Raw genomic sequence first — 17,781 nt, forward strand, 5'->3', positions numbered from 1 at the left:
ATGACCCCTCCCCGCGTCGGCATCGTCCTCGCGGTCCACAACGGCGAGCACCACCTCGCCGCCGCCCGCACCCAGGTCGAGGCCCTCACCGACCCCGACCTGCAGCTCCTCCTCGTCGACGACGCCTCCACCGACTCCACCTCCGAGACCCTGCGCACCTGGGCCCGCGACGATCCCCGCGCCACCCTGCTGCGCAACAGCACCCGCACCGGGGTCGCCGGCGCCCGCAACCGCGCCCTCGACCACGTCACCGCCGACTACGTCTGGTTCACCGACTGCGACGACGAGTGGTCGCCCGACATCACCGCACGGCTGAGCGAGCGCGCCCGGCGCACCGACGCCGACGTCGTCGTCTGCGACGCCTGGACCCGCCGGGCCGACCGCACCACCCGGACGCCGCTGGGAGAACCGCTGCAGGAGAACGCGACCGAGCCCGTCGACGCGTTCCGCCGGCTGCTGCGCGGGGAGCTGCAGGGCCACCTGTGGAACAAGCTCTTCCGCCGCGAGCTCTTCGAGGCCCGCGGTCACCGCCCCGCCGTCCGCTTCCCCGCCACCCGCGCCCACTCCGACCTCGCCGGCGTCGCCACCCTGCTCGCCCGCTCGCAGCGCACCGAACTGCTCGACGAACGCCTCTACACCTACGTCCTGCGCGAGGGGTCCATCCTCAACAGCCGCGAGACCCGCACCCGCGACCTGCTCGACGTCCGCGACCACGTCCGCGCGCAGGTCGAAGGCCTGCGCAGCGAGCACCCCGGCCACCGCGACGAGCTGCGCGACGACCTCCTCCTCTTCGAGTACCGCTTCGTCTACCTCGCCCTGCTCAACGACGCCATCCGTCGCGACCGCCGCGAGCACGCGGGCCGTGGCCCCTGCGCCAGCCGCGACGCCCGCAGCGCCATCACCCTCGGCGGCCTCCTCCGGCTCAGCCGGCACGGCCGCCTCGGGGTCGCCGCCCCCGCCGCGGCGGTCAAGTTCGCCTACCCGCTCTACGCCGCCGCCTACACCGCCTACCGCCGCCGCAAGTGGGGCACCGTCGGGTTCGGTGCCTCGTGAAGCGTTCGCTGAACGCCCTCCTCGACCAGGCCGCCTCCAGCGCCTCCAACGTGCTCGCCCTCGTCCTGCTCGCCCGGGCCCTCGACGCCGACACCTTCGGCCGATTCTCCCTCGGCTACGCCGTCCTGGTCCTCGTCCTCTCCCTCACGCGCGCGGCCCTGGGCACGCGGATCACCCTCACACCCGACCACGACCAGGCGCACCGGGTCACCGCCGAGGTCCTCGGCGCGCTCACCCTGCTCGCCGTGCCCACGGCCGCGGTCGTGACCGGAGCCGGACTGCTGCTCACCAGCGGACACGACCCCGCGCTGCAACTCCTCGTCGGCCTCGCGACCCCGGTGGTCTGCGCCCAGGACGTCCTGCGCTTCGGCGCCGTCGCCGCCGGGCGACCCGGCGTCGCCCTCGTCTCCGACCTCAGCTGGCTGGCCCTGGTCGGCGTCGCCCTGCTCCTGCGCACCGACAGCCGCACGACGCTGCTCGTCTGGGCCGGTGGCGCCGCCCTCGCCCTCGTCGTGGCCCTGCTCGGCCTGCGCACCCGCCCCGACGTCCGCGCCGGCCGGGACCTGCTGGTGCGCCTCGCGCGACGCGAGGACCCCCTCGCCGCGTCGCTGGCCGCCAACAGCGTCATCGCCTCCCTCGGGCTGCTCGCCGTGCTCACCGTCGCGGCCCACCTCATCGACCCCGCCGCGGCCGGCAGCCTGCGGGCCGCCGCCACCGCGATGGGTCCCGTCAATGTCGCCTTCGCCTACGTCTCCCTCAGCCTCGCCCCGACCCTCGTGCGCCGCGCCCGCGACGGCGACCGCCGCTTCTGCGCGCGCGCCGCCCTCGTCCTCGGCGTCGGCACCGCGCTCTGGGGGACGTGCCTCCTGCTGCTGCCGGACAGCTGGGGACGCACCGCGTTCGGCGAGACCTGGACCGGGGCCGCGACCGTCCTGCCCCTCACCGTCACCGAGTACGTCCTCACCGCGCTCGGGACCGCCGCCGTCCTGGGTCTGAAGGTCCGCGAACACGCCGGTGACCTGCTGCGCCAGCGCGTCGTCGCCACCGTGCTCTCCGTCGTCGCCGGCACCGCGCTCGCCGCGACGACCGGCGACGTCCGGGCCGTGGCCGCCGCCGTGGCCCTCGCCGCCGGGGTCCAGACCGGCCTCGGCTGGCACAGCCTGCTCACCCGGCCGGCGCCCGAGCCGGCGCCCGCCCGAACCCTGCGGAACGCCGATGCCTGACGACGAGACGACCCGCCTGTCCACCCCCGGTTCCGTCCGCCCCGGTCATCCCGGTCATCCCGGTCACCGTCTCGCCGACGGGCGCGTGGGGTTCGCCGCCGGCGCCTTCGACCTCTTCGACGCCACCCAGCTGCACCTGCTGGAGGACGCCCGGACCCGCTGCGACCTGCTCTGCGTCGGCGTCGCCACCGACGAGCTCGCCGAGCTCCTGCACGGCCGGCGGCCCGTCGTCCCCTTCACCGAACGCCTCCTCATCGTCTCCGAACTGCGCTGCGTCGACGTGGCCCTCGCCCTGGACCACCCCGACACCCTGGAGGTCTGGGAGTCCGTCCGCTTCGACGAGCTGTTCGTCGACGACCGCTCCCCGGCCGACGACCGCACCCAGGACCGACTGCACGAGATCGGGGTAGACGTGACCCACCTGCACGCCGAGGGGACCCCCGCGCCCGAGGCCGGGGACGCGTCGGTGCGCAGCCACCACGAACGACTGCGCACCGCCCAGAAGCCGTCCCGCGGCGTGTCCCTCTACTCCTCCCGCGTCAACCGCCCCGCCGGTCGCTGGCTCGCGGCCCTGGCCGCGACCCTGCGACTGACCCCGGACCAGATCACCTGGGCCAGCGCGTTCGTGTCCCTGCTCGGCGCGGCCCTCATCGCCCTGCCGACGCCGGGGCCGCTGACGGGGGCCCTCGCGGGGCTCGCGCTGGTCTTCGCCTTCGCCCTCGACTCCGCCGACGGGCAGCTCGCACGGTTGACCGGCGGCGGTTCGCCCGCGGGGGAGTGGCTCGACCACGTCGTCGACTGCGGGGTGAAGGTCTGCCTGCACTCGGCGGTGCTCATCGCCTGGTACCGGAACGGGGTGAGCGGTGGGTGGCTCCTCGTCCCGCTGCTCTTCGTCCTCGTCTCGCTGGTGATGTTCCAGGGCGGGACCCTGGCGGCCAAGCTGCACGAGGCCCGGGGCGGCGGCCGGTCCGAGGCGACCGGAGCCAGCCGGCTGTCCCCGGTGCTGCTGCTGCCGGTCGACCACGGCGTGATCAGCGTCGCGTTCCTGCTCTGGGGCTTCCCGCAGGTGTTCGGGTTCGTCTACCTGGCCCTGGCCCTGGCCCACACCGCGATGCTCGTCGCCCTCTCGCGGCACTGGTACGCCCAGCTCGCCTCCGACGGTGCGCGGTGACCGGCCGCTCGCGCGGGACCCTCGGCCACCGCGCCGTCACCGGCTACGTCCCCGGGGTGTTCGACATGTTCCACATCGGCCACCTCAACATCCTGCGCCGCGCGCGGATCCACTGCGACCACCTCATCGCCGGGGTCGTCTCCGACGACGTCGCGTTCGCCCAGAAGGGCCGTCGGCCCGTCATCGGCGAACGGGAACGGCTGGAGATCGTGGCCGCCATGCGGGTCGTCGACGCGGTGCACCTCGAGACCACCACCGACAAGCTCGCGACGTGGACCGACGTCGGGTTCGACGTCGTCTTCAAGGGCGACGACTGGAAGGGAAGCCCCAAGTGGATGCACCTCGAGAAGGAGTTCGCCGCCCGCGGCGTCAGAGTCGTCTACCTCCCGTACACGCCGGTGACCTCCAGCAGCGAACGGCGCGAACTCACCCGCTGAGGAGGGTCCTGCCGGCGCTCGCGGTCGTGGCGGCCGTCCTGGTCGCGACGGTGACCCCGGCCTCCGCGATCCAGGCGCCCGTGGCCTTCGGCGCCGCGGCCCTGCCCAGCTGGCAGGCCAACGGGGTGGCCTGGGCCGTCGCCAACGCGGGGGGTCAGGTGTTCGTCGGCGGGACGTTCACCTCGATCCGCCCCCCCGGGTCCCCGGCCGGGACGGGGGAGCAACCCCGCACGAACCTCGCCGTGTTCGACGCGGCCACCGGTGAGCCCACGGCCTGCGCCCCGACGTTCACCCTGAAGAACGGCATCGCCACCGTCCGCGCGCTGGCCGTCTCCCCGGACGGCGCGACCCTCTACGTGGGCGGCAGCTTCGACACCGTCTCCGGCACGCCCCGCCAGCAGCTCGCCGCCATCGACATCGCCAGCTGCACCCTGATCACGGCGTTCGCCCCGCTGCCCGACGGTCCCGTCCGCAGCATCGTCACCGACGCCCGGACCGTCTGGTTCGGGGGCTCGTTCACGAAGGTGGGCGCCGCCGTGCGCTCGAAGGCGGCCGCCGTCGCCGCCGTCACCACCGCCGTCGGAACCACCGCCCCCGGAACGCTCACGGCCTGGGACCCTGCGCTGGACAACGACGTGCTGGCCCTCGCCCTGCGTCCCTCCGGTGGCCAGGTGGTGCTCGGGGGGCTCTTCGACAACGTGACCGGTGCGGCCTCGCACGGGCTCGTCGTGGTGGACGCCACGACGGGGGCGGCGGTCCGCCGCTTCACGCCCGCCTACGTCCCCGCCTCCTCACGGGTCAAGGCGATCGCGGTGGACGCCACCGGGTTCTACGTCGCCAACGAGGGGTACGGCACGGGGTCCTTCGACGGCCGCTTCGCCGTCGACTGGGACACCTGGACGCAACGCTGGCGCGACGGCTGCCTCGGCGCGACCCAGGCCGTCGCGGTCTACCAGGGAGTCCTCTACAGCGCCTCGCACGCGCACGACTGCCGCCCGATCAGCGCCTACCCGGACGAGCAGCGCTACCACTTCCTCGCGGAGACCACCCAGACCGGGGACAAACCCAGTCTGCTGTCGTGGTTCCCCAACACCGACGACGGCATCGGCGAGCACATCGGGCCGCGCGCCATCACCATCGCCCAGACCGCCTCCCGCGGAGCGGTCCTGTGGGGGGTCGGGGAGTTCACCAACGTCAACGGGGTGGCCCAGCAGAGCATCACGCGGTTCGGCAGCGGTCCCGAACAGGCCGCGCCCTCGGCGACCCCGTTCCTGCTGACGTCCCCCGCACCGGGGCAGGTGCGCGTCGCCTGGCGACGGTCCCTCGACCTCGACGACTCCACCCTCACCTACCGCGTCTACCGCGAGGGGACCACCGCTCCGATCGCCACCACCAGTGCCACCTCGTGGTTCTGGAACCGGCCGCAGTCCACCGTGCTCGACTCCGGGTTGACGGTGGGTTCCACCCCGAGGTACCGGGTGGAGGTCAGCGACGGCAACACCACGAGGACGACCGACTGGCGCGGGATCACCGTGCGCGGCACCACGTCGGCCTACGCGGAGCAGGTCCGCGCCGACGGTGCGGTGTTCCTCTGGCGCTACGACGAAGCGGGTGACGTCCTCGTCTCCGACAGCATCGCCAACCAGAGCGGTGCCCTCAACGGTGGCGCCACGTTCCGCGTCCCCGGGGCCGTCGGCGACGACCCGAGCACGGCGCGCACGCTGAACGGTGGGGGCAGCACCATCTTCTCCGAGGTCCGCTACGCGGCCCCGAAGTCCTTCACCGAGGAGACGTGGTTCAAGACGACGACCACGGTCGGCGGGAAGATCATGGGGTTCGGCGACCGCCGCACGCTGAACTCCAGCAGCAACGACAAGCACGTGTACATGACGAACTCCGGGCGGCTCGTCTTCGGCGTCCTCGCCGGCGGCAAGGTCGTCACCCTCTCCACCACCGGGTCCTACAACGACGGTCAGTGGCACCACGTGGCCGCGACCCAGGGCTCGTCCGGGATGGTCCTCTACGTCGACGGGGCCAAGGTCTCCTCGAACTCGACGACGACCAACCAGAACGTCTCCGGGTACTGGCGGGTGGGGGGCGACACGATCTCGACGGCCTGGCCCGACAAGCCGACGAACACGAGCTTCGTGGGGTCCCTCGACGAGACGGCCTACTACGCCAAGGCGCTGTCCGCGGCGCAGGTCGCCCGTCACGTGGAGATCGCCCGGGGTGCGGCCCCGGCCGACACCACCCCGCCCACGGTGCCGGGCGCGCCCACGGCGACCGTCGAGGGGGACCAGGTGCGACTGACCTGGACGCCGAGCACGGACGCCGTCGGCGTGACGAGCTACGTCGTGCACCGTTCCGGAACGTCGGGCTTCACCCCCTCCGCCGCCACGGCGGTCGCGAACCCCACGACCACGACGGCGACCGACGACCCGGCGACGGGGACCTGGTACTACCGCGTCACGGCGAAGGACGCCGCGGGGAACACCTCGCCCGCCTCCCCGGAGGTCGCGGTGACCCTGCAGCAGGGCGCTCCGACGGTCAACCTCGTCCCGACCGCCGACGCCTTCGCCAACGAGGGTTCGCCGGGGACCAACTACGGGACCAGCACCCAGATGACGTCGCGGGGGGACCAGGGGGCGATCGCCTACCTCCGCTTCGACGTCCCGGCGGCTCCGGCGGGGACCACGCTGACCGGGGCCACCCTGCGCCTGCGGACCTCCAGCGACAAGCTGGCCGGTTCGACCGACACCGCGTCGGTGCGGCTGGCGACGGGGAACTGGGGGGAGAGCACGCTGACCTGGAGGAACAAGCCGGTGTCGGGTTCCGTCGTGCTCGGCACCGTTCCGGGCGGCACGACCCCCGAGCAGTCGTTCGCGGTGGTGCTGACCCCCGGGGCGCTGACCCCCGGGACCACGGTGACGTTGGCGATCCGGGGTTCGGGCACCGACAACCTGACGCTGTGGACCCGGGAGCAGAGCCGGGTCGACGCCCGGCCGGTCCTCGACCTGCAGTTCAGCTGACCGGTCGGTCGAGCAGCAGCACGTGACGACCCGCCGGGCCGGTCGGCCCGGCCCGGCGGGTCGACTCGACGAAGAGTCCGCAGGCCAGGATGACGAGGAACCCGGCCATGGCCTGCAACAGCGAACCCCGCAGCAGGATGACGAAGTAGAACGGCATCACGACCGCCAGCACGGGCCGGCGCCCGGTGCGGAAGCCGAGGTCGGCGCCGGCGTCGGCGCGGGCCACCACGTAGCCGACGAGCAGCATCCCCACGACCAGCAGCAGGAACCCGCCGTTGACGAGGAACTCCGCCCACAACGGCGCCGAGAGGTTGCTGAAGCGGTACTCGCGCGCGTTGGCGAGCAGGATCCCGGTGTCGGTCGGTTTGTCCGGCCAGAAGGCCCGCGGGACCCAGAACAGCACGGTGCCGAGGAGTTGCCGTCCGTCGGTCGACCCGAGGTCGCGGACGTACCAGACGGCGTTGGTGATCTGCTCGAACGCGTCGAAGTCGCCCGAGGTCATGACGTCCAGGGTCGGCGGCAGCGCGCCGCGGGTGTTCACCTCGGCGACGACCCGCCGGGCGGCGTCGGCCACCGGGTAGAGCAGCAGCAGCGCGGCGACGAAACCCAGACCGAAGGCGCGGGCCCGGGCCCTGGTCGCCATGGCCCCCAGCGCCACGACGACCGAGAGGCCGGCCGTCCCCGCGACGTAGCGCGGGCTCGAGATCGGGTTCATGGAGACGACGATCGCGGCCCCCACCACCAGCAGCAGGCCGCGGCGGGCCGGGATCCGCACGAGCGCCACGAACGCGACGACGAGCGGGAACGTCGCCAACGAGCGGACGACGGCGTTGACGGCCGGGTCCGGCCAGGCCGCCAGGGCGGCCGCGCTGCGGGTGTCCCGGGCCGCGAACATCGCCGGCAACCCGGTCTTCCACGTGTAGTAGCCGAACAGCAGCAGCGCGAGCACCGCGAGCACGACGGCCCGCCGTCGCGGGACCTCACCGAGGCGCGCAGCCACCCGCCGTCGCCGGCCGACGGCGATCCCGAGCGCGACGGCCGCGGTACCCACGACGACGGCGAGCAGCGCCTGAGCGTGCAGTTCGACGTGCGGACGCGGGGTCGTCCCGGGGTGCTGTCCCGACCGCAGTTGGACCACCGGGGCCAGGGCGAGGAAGACGTACACGAAGATCCAGAACACGACCTCGAACAGGCGTCGGGGGGCGGTCACCACGACCCAGCCGAGTCGCGCCCCCACGAGGACGGTGAACGCGATCGCCCAGCGCCACAACGTGTCCGCCGGTGCCGGGTCGGGGGTGAAGCGCACCACGAGCAGCGGGACGACGACGCCCAGGACGACCGCGGCGCCCAGGGCCAGCGCCGCGCTCGAGGAGTCGTGCCCCGGTTCCGCGGTCCCCACCGGTTCCCGGGTGCGCTGCGTGCTGCCGGGCATCGGCGGGGTTCCTCCTCAGCGGGCGACGGGCGACACCAGGGCGCGCCGTTCGGCCTCGGTCATCAACTGCGCGAGTTCCGTGGCCTGCACGGTAGCGCTCCAGCCGAGTTCGCGACGGGCCTTGGACGGGTCACCGATGAGCGCGTCGACCTCGGAGGGCCGTTCGTAGCGCTCGTCGTGCGCGACGTGGTCGCGCCAGTCCAGGCCCACCGACTCGAAGCAGTTCTGCGCGAACTCCCGGACCGAGGTGCCGACCCCGGTGGCGAGGACGTAGTCGCTCGGTCGGTCCTGCTGCAGCATCCGCCACATGCCCTCGACGTACTCCTTGGCGTAACCCCAGTCGCGGACGGCGTCGAGGTTGCCGAGGTAGAGGGTGTCCTGCTTGCCGGCGGCGATCCGGGCGGCCGCGGAGGCGATCTTCCGGGTGACGAACGTCTCACCGCGGCGGGGGGACTCGTGGTTGAAGAGGATGCCGTTCACCGCGAACATCCCGTACGCCTCGCGGTAGTTGCGTGTCATCCAGTACCCGTACACCTTCGCCGCGCCGTAGGGGCTGCGCGGGTGGAACGGGGTGACCTCGGACTGCGGAGGTGGCGTGGCGCCGAACATCTCCGAGCTGGAGGCCTGGTAGAACCGGCACTGCAGGCCGATCATGCGGATGGCCTCGAGGATGCGCGTGGTGCCGAGCCCGGTGGTGTCGCCGGTGAACTCCGGTTCCTCGAAACTCACGCGCACGTGCGACTGCGCGGCGAGGTGGTACACCTCGTCGGGACGGATGTCGTCGAGCAGGGTCACCATCCGGGAGCCGTCGGTCAGTTCCCCGAAGTGCAGGAAGAACCGCGCGTGCGGGTCGTGCGGGTCCTGGTACAGGTGGTCGATCCTGGCGGTGTTGAACGACGACGACCGCCGCACCAGTCCGTGGACCGCGTAACCCTTCTCCAGCAACAGTTCGGCCAGGTAGGAGCCGTCCTGACCCGTGATGCCCGTGATGAGCGCAATCTTGCGCATCCGTCGCCCCCCGTGGACTGCCTGGTCACTCGTAGTGAGCATACAATCATCCAGGAGGGACATCTGTCTGCCGAACGGGTCACCGGACCTGTACCTTTCGAGCCATGGACGCCCCCACTGGTCACGGACGGTGGCCCCTCGACCCGGAGTCGACGGTCTACGTCGCCGGTCACCGCGGACTGGTCGGGTCGGCCGTGCTGCGGAGGCTGGAGGCCGAGGGGTTCCGCAACCTCGTCGTGCGGACCTCCGGCGAACTCGACCTGCGCGAACGCCCCGCCGTCGACCGGTTCTTCGACGAGGTGCGGCCCGACGTCGTGGTGCTCGCCGCCGCCAAGGTCGGCGGCATCGGCGCGAACTCGACGTTCCCGGCCCAGTTCCTCTCCGACAACCTCCGGATCCAGGTGAACGTCCTCGACGCGGCCGTCGCGGTCGGGACGCCGCGGTTGCTGCTGCTGGGTTCCTCCTGCATCTACCCGAAGTTCGCCGAGCAGCCCATCCGCGAGGACTCGTTGCTCACCGGGCCGCTGGAACCCACCAACGACGCCTACGCGATCGCCAAGATCGCCGGTGTCCTGCAGGTGCAGGCGGTCCGTCGCCAGTACGGGTTGCCGTGGATCTCCGCGATGCCCACCAACCTCTACGGCCCCCACGACAACTTCGACCCCGAGGCCTCCCACGTCCTGCCCGCGATGCTGCGCCGGTTCCACGAGGCCGCCCGCGACGACGTCCCCGTGGTCACGTGCTGGGGGAGCGGCACCCCGCGCCGGGAGTTCCTGCACGTCGACGACCTGGCGCAGGCGTGCCTCTTCCTGTTGCGCCACTACGACGACCCCGACCCGGTCAACGTCGGGACCGGGTCCGACGTCACGGTCGCCGAACTCGCGGGGATGGTCGCCGGGGTCGCCGGGTACCGCGGTCGGATCGAGTGGGACGCGTCGAAGCCCGACGGCACCCCGCGCAAGCTGCTCGACGTGTCGAAGCTGCGCGCCCTCGGCTGGAGCGCGTCCACCCCCCTGGCCGACGGCGTCGCGGCGACCTACGACTGGTACCGGCGTGCCCTGGAGCCGGTGGCGTGATCCGGCGGCTGTCCGGTTTCACCGGCGCCGGCTACGACAAGGGCCGGGGCCCGCTCTGGCAGATCGCCTGGCAGCTCGTCTCGGGTCTCGTCGTGGTGCGGTGGTGGTGCCCCGCCGCCCTGCGGGTCGCGCTGCTGCGGGCGTTCGGGGCCCGCATCGGTGCGGGGGTCCTCATCCGGCACGGGGTGCGCGTGCACTGGCCCTGGAAGCTGACCGTCGGGGCCGACAGCTGGATCGGTCAGGGCGCCTGGGTGCTCAACCTGGAACCCGTCGTCCTCGGGCACGACGTCTGCATCTCCCAGGACGTGCTGCTCTGCACGGGCAGCCACGACCACCGTTCGCCCACCTTCGAGTTCGACAACGCGCCCATCGAGGTCGGCGACGGCGCCTGGATCGCCGCCCGGGCCACCGTCCTGCGGGGGGTCGTCGTGGGCAGCGGGGCCGTCGTGGGGGCCTGCGCCCTCGTCGTGCGCGACGTGCCGGCCGGCGCCACCGTCCTCGCCCCGCAGGCGATCGAACCGGGGCGCTGAGCCGGTGCGCGTCCTGCACGTGCTGACGCTGGTCTCACCCGACGGAGCGTTCGGGGGACCGGTCGCGGTCGCGACCCACCAGACGTCCGCCCTGCGGGCCCGGGGCCACGACGTCCGCGTCCTCGCCGGCGCCCGCGGCTACCCCGGCGCCCCGCCCACCGAGCTCGGCGGCACCCCGCTGCGGGCCCACCGTCTCCACGGCGTGCTGCCCGGGGCCGGGTTCAGCGGTCTGACCTCGCCCGCGCTGCTCGCCGACGCCCGGCGGGCGCTGCGCTGGGCCGACGTCGTGCACGTCCACCTCGCCCGTGACCTCGTCACCCTGCCGGTGGCCCGGCTCGCCCTGGCCGTCGGCACCCCGCTGGTGCTGCAGCCCCACGGCATGGTCGTCCCGAGCGCGCACCCGCTGGCCGGCCCGCTCGACGCCCTGGCCACCCGCACCGTCCTGCGCCGTGCCGCCGCCGTCCTGCACCTGACCCCCGCCGAGGAGGCGGGGCTGCGCGCCCTCGTCCCCGCGGGTCCGGGGTGGCAGCGCCTCACCAACGGCATCCCGGACGTCGACCCGGTGCCGCCCCTGCCGGCCCGGCCCGGTGTCCTCTTCCTCGGCCGGCTCGTGGCCCGCAAACGTCCGGCGCTCTTCGCCTCGACGGCGGCCGCGTTGCTGGGGGAGGGGATCGACGCCGACTTCGCCCTCGTGGGACCCGACGAGGGGGAGGGGCCGGCCGTCCGCCGCGTCGTGGCGGCCGCCGCCGACCCCCGGCTGCGGTGGGAGGGGGCGCTGGCGCCGTCCGCCGTCGCCGACCGGCTGGCCGCCGCCTCGCTCGTGGTGCTGCCCTCGGTGGCCGAACCGTTCCCCGTCGCCGTGCTCGAGGCGATGGCCGCGGGCCGTGGCGTCGTGGTCGTGGACGACTGCGGGCTCGCCCCCGCGATCGCGGCCGCCGGGGCCGGCGCCGTCGTCGGTCCCGACCCCGCCGACCTGCTCGACGCGGTGCGCGACCTGCTGACCCGACCCGGGGCACTGGCCGCCGCGGGCAGCGCCGCGTGGCGCACATCACACTCGCAGTTCTCGATGGCGGCGGTCACCACCCGCCTCGAGACGATCTACGCGACCGCCGTTTCCTGACGCAGAGCGAGATCCTTCACCCGTTCGGCCCAGCAGAGGCCGGGGGCACCCGGAACCGGAAACGCCGGACGTGGGAGATCGTCACGCGCAGTCGCACCGCGCCGACCAGCTAAAGGGGCCCGTGGGGGGACCCGAAGTTCTGAGTAGTTCACCGCACATCGAAACCGGTCAGAGATTCGTTACACCCCCACCTCGGAGGAACCCCCGATGCGTCTGTCCCCCCAGCTCCGCACCGGCACCACCCGCACCAAGCGCGTCCTCACCGCGCTGCTGGGTGCGACCGCCGTCACCACCGCGACGCTCGTCCCGCTCGTCACCGCCACCACGGCGACCGCGGCGACCGGCGACCGCACCAGCGCCAGCGCGTTCACCACGAACGACGTCCTCCCGTTCGACATGCCGTCGGCCTCCGCGGCCGCCGCTCACGGGAAGCTCGTCTTCGCCCACTACATGCCGTCGCTGCCGCTCTCGCTGGACAACGCCGACCCGGCCAACGACTACTACGCCCGGAACTACCTGACGCCGACCGGTGAGAGCGGCAAGCACGCCGCCTACGGCGGGTTCCTGCGCGACCGTCCCCTCCCGGTCGCCAAGCAGTCCGGTTCCGACTGGAAGCTCAAGAACTTCGAACTCGAGGTGCGCCAGGCGAAGTCGGCCGGCATCGACGGTTTCAGCGTGGACCTGCTGTCGATCAACAAGACCAGCCCGCTGTACGCGAACCAGCAGCTGCTGCTCCAGGCCGCCGCCAACGTCGGCGGTTTCACCATCCTGCTGATGCCGGACATGACCGCCGGTGGATCCTCCGCCACCCCGGACACCCTGGCCGCCGCGATGGCCGACCTGGCCGGTAGTCCCGCCGCGCACCGCCTCGCCGACGGTCGCCTGGTCGTCGCCCCGTTCCACGCCGACAGCCGGAACGCCGCCTGGTGGAGCGACTTCATGTCCACCATGAAGACCAAGTACCAGAAGCCGGTCGCGTTCTTCCCGCTGTCGCTGGACGAGCGCAGCAGCCTGAGCTCCTTCAAGTCGATCGCCTACGGCGTCTCGAACTGGGGCTCGCGCAACCCCGCCTGGAACTCCACCGACGCCGCCGCCGCCCCGACCACCCGCGCGAAGGCCGTCGAGAACCTGGGCCTGAAGTGGATGCAGCCCGTCTCGGTGCAGGACGAGCGTCCGAACCAGGGCATCTACGACGAAGCGGCGAACACCCAGAACCTCCGCAACACCTGGGCGATCGCCCGCAACACCGGTGCCGACTGGGTGCAGATCCCGACCTGGAACGACTACACCGAGGGCAGCCAGATCGCCCCGTCGGTGGACCAGGGCTGGTCGTTCCTGGACATGAACGCCTACTACGTGTCCTGGTTCAAGACGGGTTCCGCCCCGGCTGTGAAGCGCGACACCGTCTACGTCACCCACCGCACCCAGTCCGTGTCGGCCAAGCAGACCACCGCGCAGAGCAAGACGATGCGGCTGCGCGGTGGGACCGGCGCCCAGGACACCGTCGAGGCGACGACCTTCCTCACCGCCCCCGGCACCGTGACCGTCACCGTCGGCGGCACCAAGCACTCCTGCCAGGTCGACGCGGGGGTGGACACCTGCGTGGTCCCGCTCACCAACGGCACCGTCTCGGCCGTCGTGACCCGCGGCGCCAGCACCGTCGCCGCCGTCACCTCGCCGAAGGCCGTCACCAGCTCGCCCTCGGTGCAGGACCTGCACTACGTCGCGGCCTCCAGCCGGCGCGAGGGTTCGACCGTCGCCGTCAGCGGCCCGGCGCCGTCCACGACCCCGACCGTTCCCGCGTCGCCCCGTCCCACGACCCCGGCCCCCACGGTTCCGGCCCCGACGACCCCGGCCCCCGTCACGACCGCCCCCGCCGCACCCGCGTCGAAGCCCACCACCACGACCCTCGCTCCGATCGCCGACACCTACGCCAACGAGGGTGCCCCCGGCACCGAGTACGGCAGCGACCCGCTGCTGGTCTCGCGCCCCGGTGCCCGCGCCTACCTGCGCTTCGACCTGCCGACCGCCCCGGCCGGCAAGAAGCTCACCGGAGCCACCCTGCGCGTCCACACCGCCTCCGACCCGCTGTCGGCCTCGGCCAACGCCCACCAGGTCCGCCTCGCCTCCAACAGCTGGAAGGAGCAGAGCATGAACTGGAACAACAAGGTTCCCGCCTCCGGTGTCCTGCTCGGCCAGGTCGCGGCCGGCGCGAAGGTGAACTCCGCCTACGACGTCGCGTTGGACGTCGCACCGCTGACCCCCGTCCTCGGCAAGACCCAGAGCCTGGCCGTCGACGCCCTGGGCGTCGACAGCCTGTGGCTGTGGTCGAGGGAGAACAAGGACGCGAACCTGCGCCCCCAGCTGGTCCTCACCTGGAGCTGACGCCCGGCGGCTCCTGACGCACGATCCCGACGGTCGGGCTGGTTCCTACAACCAGCCCGACCGTTTGAACACCCGGAACAGACCGAAGCAGACGGCCACCATGAACAGCACGCAGCCGGGGTAGCCGTAGCGCCAGGAGAGCTCCGGCATGTGCTGGAAGTTCATGCCGTACACGCCGGCCACCAACGTCGGGACCGCGGCGATGGCCGCCCACGCCGAGATCTTGCGCATGTCGTCGTTCTGGCGCACCGAGACCTGTGCGAGGTGGGCGTTGAGGATGTCGGTGAGCAGGCGGTCGTAGCTCTCCACGTGCTCGACGGTCCGGGTCAGGTTGTCCAGCACGTCGCGCAGGACGAACCGCGCCTGCTGGTCGAGCACGTGGTGCCCGGTCTCGTGCTCGGGCTCGTGGTCGTCGCTGACCAGGGCCTTGAGCGGGGCGACGAGGGGCACCGCAGCGCGGCGGACCTCCAGGACCTCCCGTTTGAGGGAGTAGATCCGCTGGGCGTCGGAGGAACGGTCGGGGGAGAAGACCTGCTCCTCCATCTGCTCGACGTCGCGTTCGAGCTCGTCGTCGATGCGGGTGTACTCGCCGACGACGTGTTCCATCACGGCGTGCATGACGGCCTTGGGACCGAGCTTCAGCCGGTGCGGGTCCCGCTGGACGGTGTCCCGGACGTCGTAGGCCGGCCCGGTGTCGCCGCGGCGGACGGTGACGACGAAGCGCTCCGCGACGAACATCATGAGTTCGCTGGTCTCGACGCTGGAGGTCTCGTCGAAGTAGGAGAGGACCTTCAGGACCACGAAGACCGTGTCCCCGTACCGCTCGACCTTCGGGCGCTGGTGCCCGGTCACGGCGTCCTGGACGGCGAGGCGGTGCAGGTGCAGCTCCCTGCCGACCTCTGACAGCTCTTCCGCGGTGGGGTCCTGGAGCACGACCCAGAGGAACCCGTCGTCGGTGTCCCGACAGGAGTCCAGGCCGGCGGTGAGACCGCCCACCTCCGAGCGCTTGCCGTCCTGGTAGGTGGCCACGTCCACGATCACGAGCACATCGTGCCCCCGTCACGGTCTTCCGGCTCGACCGACAGCTTGGGAAATTCAGTTACCGGAGCCAATGCGCACACCCAATCAGCCCGCATCGCCGTGACTGACGCACACGGCGAAGCCCATAAGCTAAAGGGGTGCCGACCCTCTTGCTCGTCCGCCACGGCCGCAGCACCGCCAACACCGCCGGCGTCCTCGCCGGGTGGACCCCCGACGTGCACCTCGACGACGTCGGCCGGGGGCAGGCGCAGGCGCTGGCGCGACGGTTGGCCCCGGTCACGGTGGCCTCCTTCGTCGTCTCACCGCTGGAACGCTGCCAGGAGACCGCCGGCGAGCTCCGCTCCCTCGACGGGCCGTCCGGCCCGCGTCCCGACGTGCTCACCGAGGATCGGCTGGGGGAGTGCAAGTACGGCGACTGGACCGGGAAGGCGATCAAGGACCTGGCCAAGGAGCCGTTGTGGCGCACGGTGCAGTCGCACCCGTCCGCCGCGGTGTTCCCCGGTCCCGAGGGCGAGGGGCTGGCGACGATGCAGCACCGGGCCGTGGTGGCGATCCGTGAACACGACGCCCGTGTCGCGGCCGAGCACGGTGACGACGCGGTCTGGGTCGCGGTGACCCACGGGGACGTCATCAAGGCGATCCTGGCCGACGCCCTCGGCATGCACCTCGACCTCTTCCAGCGGATCTCCGCCGACCCGTGCTCGGTGTCGGTCATCCGCTACGCACCACTGCGACCGTTCGTGATCCGCACGAACGACTCCGGCGGCGACCTGGCCGGCTTCGCCCCGGCCAAGAAGCGCACCCGACGTGCGGGCAAGCGTGCCGAGGCGTCCTCGGACGCGGTCGTCGGTGGCAGCACCGGCGCGGCGTAGGGTCGCCACCATGCCCGTGTACGAGTACGACCCGCCCGAACGCTTCGTGGCGGGCACCGTCGGCGAGCCCGGGGCCCGGACGTTCTTCCTGCAGGCCCGGGGCGGGAAGCGCCTCACGTCGGTCTCGCTGGAGAAGACGCAGGTGTCCGCCCTGGCCGAACGTGTCGGCGAACTCCTCGACGAGATCGTGCGCCGTTCCGGCGGTCAGGCTCCCGTTCCCGCGATGCCGGCCGCGGGGTCGGAGGACACCGCCCCGCTCGACGTCCCCATCGACGAGGAGTTCCGGGTCGGCACGATGAGCCTGGCCTGGGACGGCGAACGCGACGTCGTGGTCATCGAGTGCTTCGAGGCGTCGGAGGAGGACGTGGACCCGGAGGTCCCGGACCTGACCCCGGACCGGAACCTGCTGCGGGTCTCGCTCGACGGGACGACGGCACGGGCCTTCGCCACCCGCGCCCTGGCCCTCGTCGCGGCCGGTCGTCCGCCGTGCCCGTTCTGCGCGGGTCCGCTGGATCCCGTCGGGCACATCTGCCCGCGCGCGAACGGGTACCGACGCTGAACGGGACGTTCGCGGGCGTCGCCGAGCAGGACGCCCTGGCCCGGCTGGTGGCGGGGGAGATCGAGGTGCGCGGCCGGCTCGTGGACGCCTCGAACGCGACGCTCTACGCCGTCGTCGACGGCGCAGAGGGCGAACTCGCGTGCGTCTACAAACCGGTCGCGGGGGAGCGTCCGCTGTGGGACTTCCCGGACGAGACACTGGCGCGACGTGAGGTCGCGTCGTACGCGGTGTCCGCGGTGACGGGCTGGAACGTGGTGCCCCCCACCGTGTTCCGCGACGGGCCGCTCGGTCCGGGCTCCGTCCAGCTCTGGTTGCAGCAGGACGGGGCAGAACCCGCCGACCCCGATGAGGTGGTGCTGCCGTCGGCCGGGGCGGGCCTCATCGACATCGTCGCGCCGCGCCGGGTGGCGGACGGCTGGCACACCGTGCTGCAGGCCGAGGACGGTGCGGGCCGCCCGGTGGCGCTGGTCCACGCCGACGACCTGCGACTGCGGCACATCGCCGTCCTGGACGTCGTGCTCAACAACGCCGACCGCAAGGGCGGGCACGTGCTGCCCGGCTGGTCGGGGGCCGTCCACGGGGTGGACCACGGTCTGACCTTCCACGAGGAACCCAAGCTGCGGACCGTCCTCTGGGGGTTCGGCGGGAGCCACCTGCTAGCCGAGGAGCGCGAGGTCCTCGCCGGCCTGCTGGCCGACCTGAACGGCTCCCTCGGAGCGCTGCTGGGTGAGCTCCTGAGCGTCGAGGAGGTCGTCGCGACCCTCGAGCGGACCGAGCAGCTGCTGCAGGCGGACCGGTTGCCCCGGGCGCGGGGTCACCGCACGATCCCGTGGCCGCCGTTCTGA

Annotated in this window: 15 protein-coding genes; 12 read left to right on the forward strand and 3 right to left on the reverse strand. The window is 72.7% G+C overall.

Translation table 11 applies throughout. From position 1 onward, the window contains the following. Genes OG218_RS25720 through OG218_RS25740 form a run of 5 tightly spaced genes read left to right on the forward strand, consistent with a single transcriptional unit; the run spans position 1 to position 6,913 of the window. Positions 1-1,053, forward strand: a complete 1,053-nt coding sequence (locus OG218_RS25720; protein ID WP_328296060.1) for a glycosyltransferase family 2 protein — start codon at positions 1-3, stop codon at positions 1,051-1,053. Next, positions 1,050-2,276, forward strand: coding sequence for a hypothetical protein (locus tag OG218_RS25725; protein ID WP_328296061.1), 1,227 nt, complete (start codon positions 1,050-1,052; stop codon positions 2,274-2,276). Before OG218_RS25720 ends, OG218_RS25725 begins: the two co-directional genes overlap by 4 nt. After that, entirely contained in the window at positions 2,269-3,447 is a 1,179-nt protein-coding gene (locus OG218_RS25730) for a CDP-alcohol phosphatidyltransferase family protein (RefSeq protein ID WP_328296062.1), read from the forward strand. Before OG218_RS25725 ends, OG218_RS25730 begins: the two co-directional genes overlap by 8 nt. Further along, entirely contained in the window at positions 3,444-3,884 is a 441-nt protein-coding gene (locus tag OG218_RS25735; RefSeq protein ID WP_328296063.1) for an adenylyltransferase/cytidyltransferase family protein, read from the forward strand. Before OG218_RS25730 ends, OG218_RS25735 begins: the two co-directional genes overlap by 4 nt. Before the next feature lie 26 nt (positions 3,885-3,910). Continuing rightward, positions 3,911-6,913 (forward strand): CBM96 family carbohydrate-binding protein, encoded by a 3,003-nt coding sequence (locus OG218_RS25740; RefSeq protein WP_328296064.1) that lies wholly within the window; start codon positions 3,911-3,913, stop codon positions 6,911-6,913. Here the strand turns inward: OG218_RS25740 and OG218_RS25745 are convergent. Together OG218_RS25745 and gmd are read right to left on the reverse strand one after the other, a co-directional pair. Next, positions 6,906-8,345 (reverse strand): hypothetical protein, encoded by a 1,440-nt coding sequence (locus tag OG218_RS25745; RefSeq protein ID WP_328296065.1) that lies wholly within the window; start codon positions 8,343-8,345, stop codon positions 6,906-6,908. The genes OG218_RS25740 and OG218_RS25745 overlap by 8 nt on opposite strands. 15 nt (positions 8,346-8,360) lie before the next feature. Next, a complete protein-coding gene (gene gmd, locus OG218_RS25750; protein ID WP_328296066.1) occupies positions 8,361-9,353 on the reverse strand; it encodes a GDP-mannose 4,6-dehydratase in 993 nt (330 codons plus the stop codon). 104 nt (positions 9,354-9,457) lie between these two features. On the opposite strand from gmd, the gene OG218_RS25755 reads away from it, so the two are divergent. From OG218_RS25755 to OG218_RS25770, 4 genes are all read left to right on the forward strand, one after another. After that, positions 9,458-10,429, forward strand: a complete 972-nt coding sequence (locus OG218_RS25755; RefSeq protein WP_328296067.1) for a GDP-L-fucose synthase family protein — start codon at positions 9,458-9,460, stop codon at positions 10,427-10,429. Continuing rightward, the gene (locus OG218_RS25760; protein ID WP_328296068.1) at positions 10,426-10,959 is read left to right on the forward strand and encodes a putative colanic acid biosynthesis acetyltransferase; all 534 of its coding nucleotides are present in this window, start codon (positions 10,426-10,428) and stop codon (positions 10,957-10,959) included. Before OG218_RS25755 ends, OG218_RS25760 begins: the two co-directional genes overlap by 4 nt. A gap of 4 nt (positions 10,960-10,963) precedes the next feature. Next, positions 10,964-12,079, forward strand: coding sequence for a glycosyltransferase (locus tag OG218_RS25765; RefSeq protein WP_328296069.1), 1,116 nt, complete (start codon positions 10,964-10,966; stop codon positions 12,077-12,079). 207 nt (positions 12,080-12,286) lie between these two features. Further along, positions 12,287-14,464, forward strand: coding sequence for an endo-1,3-alpha-glucanase family glycosylhydrolase (locus OG218_RS25770; RefSeq protein WP_328296070.1), 2,178 nt, complete (start codon positions 12,287-12,289; stop codon positions 14,462-14,464). A 45-nt stretch (positions 14,465-14,509) separates the two neighbouring features. On the opposite strand, the gene corA is transcribed toward OG218_RS25770, so the two are convergent. Next, positions 14,510-15,505 carry a magnesium/cobalt transporter CorA gene (gene corA, locus OG218_RS25775; RefSeq protein ID WP_328296071.1) on the reverse strand — a complete coding sequence of 332 codons (996 nt, stop codon included), beginning with the start codon at positions 15,503-15,505 and terminating at the stop codon, positions 14,510-14,512. A gap of 137 nt (positions 15,506-15,642) precedes the next feature. On the opposite strand from corA, the gene OG218_RS25780 reads away from it, so the two are divergent. The 3 genes from OG218_RS25780 to OG218_RS25790 are packed head-to-tail and all read left to right on the forward strand — an operon-like array spanning position 15,643 to position 17,781. Then, on the forward strand, positions 15,643-16,377 hold the full coding sequence (locus tag OG218_RS25780; RefSeq protein WP_328296072.1) for a histidine phosphatase family protein: 735 nt from the start codon (positions 15,643-15,645) through the stop codon (positions 16,375-16,377). 10 nt (positions 16,378-16,387) lie between these two features. Continuing rightward, positions 16,388-16,936, forward strand: coding sequence for a DUF3090 domain-containing protein (locus OG218_RS25785; protein ID WP_328296073.1), 549 nt, complete (start codon positions 16,388-16,390; stop codon positions 16,934-16,936). After that, positions 16,933-17,781, forward strand: a complete 849-nt coding sequence (locus OG218_RS25790; RefSeq protein ID WP_442906562.1) for an SCO1664 family protein — start codon at positions 16,933-16,935, stop codon at positions 17,779-17,781. Before OG218_RS25785 ends, OG218_RS25790 begins: the two co-directional genes overlap by 4 nt.

Source organism: Kineococcus sp. NBC_00420 (assembly GCF_036021035.1).
Taxonomy (GTDB): Bacteria; Actinomycetota; Actinomycetes; order Actinomycetales; family Kineococcaceae; genus Kineococcus.

Excerpts from the sequence above, each read along its gene's own strand:
- OG218_RS25720 (WP_328296060.1), top strand. The coding sequence starts at position 1 with ATGACCCCTCCCCGCGTCGGCATCGTCCTCGCGGTCCACAACGGCGAG.
- OG218_RS25785 (WP_328296073.1), top strand. The coding sequence starts at position 16,388 with ATGCCCGTGTACGAGTACGACCCGCCCGAACGCTTCGTGGCGGGCACC.
- OG218_RS25745 (WP_328296065.1), bottom strand. The coding sequence starts at position 8,345 with ATGCCCGGCAGCACGCAGCGCACCCGGGAACCGGTGGGGACCGCGGAA.
- OG218_RS25755 (WP_328296067.1), top strand. The coding sequence starts at position 9,458 with ATGGACGCCCCCACTGGTCACGGACGGTGGCCCCTCGACCCGGAGTCG.
- gmd (WP_328296066.1), bottom strand. The coding sequence starts at position 9,353 with ATGCGCAAGATTGCGCTCATCACGGGCATCACGGGTCAGGACGGCTCC.
- OG218_RS25770 (WP_328296070.1), top strand. The coding sequence starts at position 12,287 with ATGCGTCTGTCCCCCCAGCTCCGCACCGGCACCACCCGCACCAAGCGC.
- OG218_RS25730 (WP_328296062.1), top strand. The coding sequence starts at position 2,269 with ATGCCTGACGACGAGACGACCCGCCTGTCCACCCCCGGTTCCGTCCGC.